This window comes from Bacillus cereus group sp. Bc031, assembly GCF_027716265.1.
Taxonomy (GTDB): Bacteria; Bacillota; Bacilli; order Bacillales; family Bacillaceae_G; genus Bacillus_A; species Bacillus_A paranthracis.
On record NZ_JAQFUL010000191.1, the window covers coordinates 1 to 1,697 of the forward strand.

Here is a 1,697-nt window from a genome sequence, read left to right on the forward strand (position 1 = left end):
TTCTAGCTAGCTTTTTAGAAAGAATAACGTTTTTTGTCACTTGGGGGTAGTGAAAATTCTTAAGTTGATGGGCATGAACTAAAACCCCTTTTGGTAATAGATGTTCATTTATCAGTTCTGTTAACTCATTTATAGTAATATTGCCATCGTGATTCGTTTGTACCATTGTACATATATCTCCTATGGATGTGGTTCCATCCATATAATTGAATAAATTTCTCAGTGATTCAGTGACTTTTAATTGTAATCCGTTATCAAATTTTATTAAATAACGAGGCCCCTCCTCCCAAACATCCATATTATAAACTTCGTATGGAATTAACTTTGGAAAGATATTTTGCGATGCTGTCAAATTGATCACATCCTTTAAGAGAAAGTAACCCCACAATGGTGAAGGTATTTGTGGAGTTATATCTTTTTATTTAATTAGTTCTAAAAAGGCAGTTTCATTTTTCTTAATATAAGTCGAAATGGTTTGATGTGAATCATTACAGTAAGGTTTATTAATGGCACTATTTCGCATTAAATTAGCATAAGCACATCCTCCACCACAAAATAGTGAGATACTACAACTACTACACTGTTCGGAGTCAGTAATATCTTGATCCCAAATAGCATGCTTATCAGCATCTAAATTGTATTCAGGAAAAAAGGAACCCACTGCAGTTTCTGGCTTACCTACGGCCTCAGGACAAGCGTATATTAAACCTTCTGCACCAAATGCATAGAAACGCTGTTCTCTCGCACTACATTCTTTAAAATAAGGTAAACTCTGCATGACAGAAGAGCAGGAATCAAGTTCACTTACCTTCTCCCAGTCAAAAGTTCGTATGGCTTGACGGATTCTAGAAGTACGAATGTTAAGGTCTGTACCCAGTTTTGCGTTAAATTTATCCATAAATTCTTCTAAATCTCCGAAAATATTATAAATTTCGGCGAGTAATTCATGCTCTGGAAGGTGATTTGGTAGATTATCTCCGTAATGATCAGTAACAGGAGATACCTGCCAACCAAAATTAGGATAATTATTCCAATGTTGATCTTCGATAAAGGTTGCTAATTCTTTTACATATGCAAGATTATCTTTATTCACATTAGTACGTAAGCCTACTGCGAAACCACGCTCTAATGCCAGTGAAATATTAGCAGCAATTCGATCGAATGTTCCTGTGCCACCAGCTGTAATACGTCGTTGATCATGAATATGTTTCGGTCCATCAATAGAGATTTGAAAATAATCCCAGTTCTCTTTGTAAGGCTCTAGAAAATCTAAGAATTCATGCAAGAATGTACCATTTGTAATGGCGTACATACGAAAACCGTATTCTTCTATTCCACGTTTAACAACTTGTTCAACTGTCTTTCGAGTTGTTGGAAGCAATGGTTCACCACCATATAACATCATGCGGTGGGTTGCATTCTCAAATCGACCACGTTCATTCTCCATAGACAAAATGTTATCAACTGCTTGGAACATTTTGTCTACTTCAGCAGGGGTTAAAGCATGTGAAATTTTATGTATTTCATGACCTTGGTAACAATAAGGACATCTAAGGTTACACATATATGTTGTGCATACGTTGAATGTAACTCCGGAATTACTATTTGCTAAAGATTCAGTTGTAATCAACGATTGTAAAATACCCAATAACAACGGTTTTAAATTCCCCAAAAATAACAGATAATCGTTTCGAAAC

General features: G+C 35.4%; 1 protein-coding gene and 1 pseudogene. Both read right to left on the reverse strand.

The features are described from left to right. Positions 1–352 (reverse strand): annotated as a pseudogene (locus PDQ33_RS28775) (hypothetical protein); the annotation flags it as partial. A gap of 66 nt (positions 353–418) precedes the next feature. Further along, complete coding sequence (locus tag PDQ33_RS28780) at positions 419–1,564, reverse strand: radical SAM/SPASM domain-containing protein (RefSeq protein WP_270757106.1); 1,146 nt, start codon at positions 1,562–1,564, stop codon at positions 419–421. Positions 1,565–1,697: the final 133 nt, after the last annotated feature.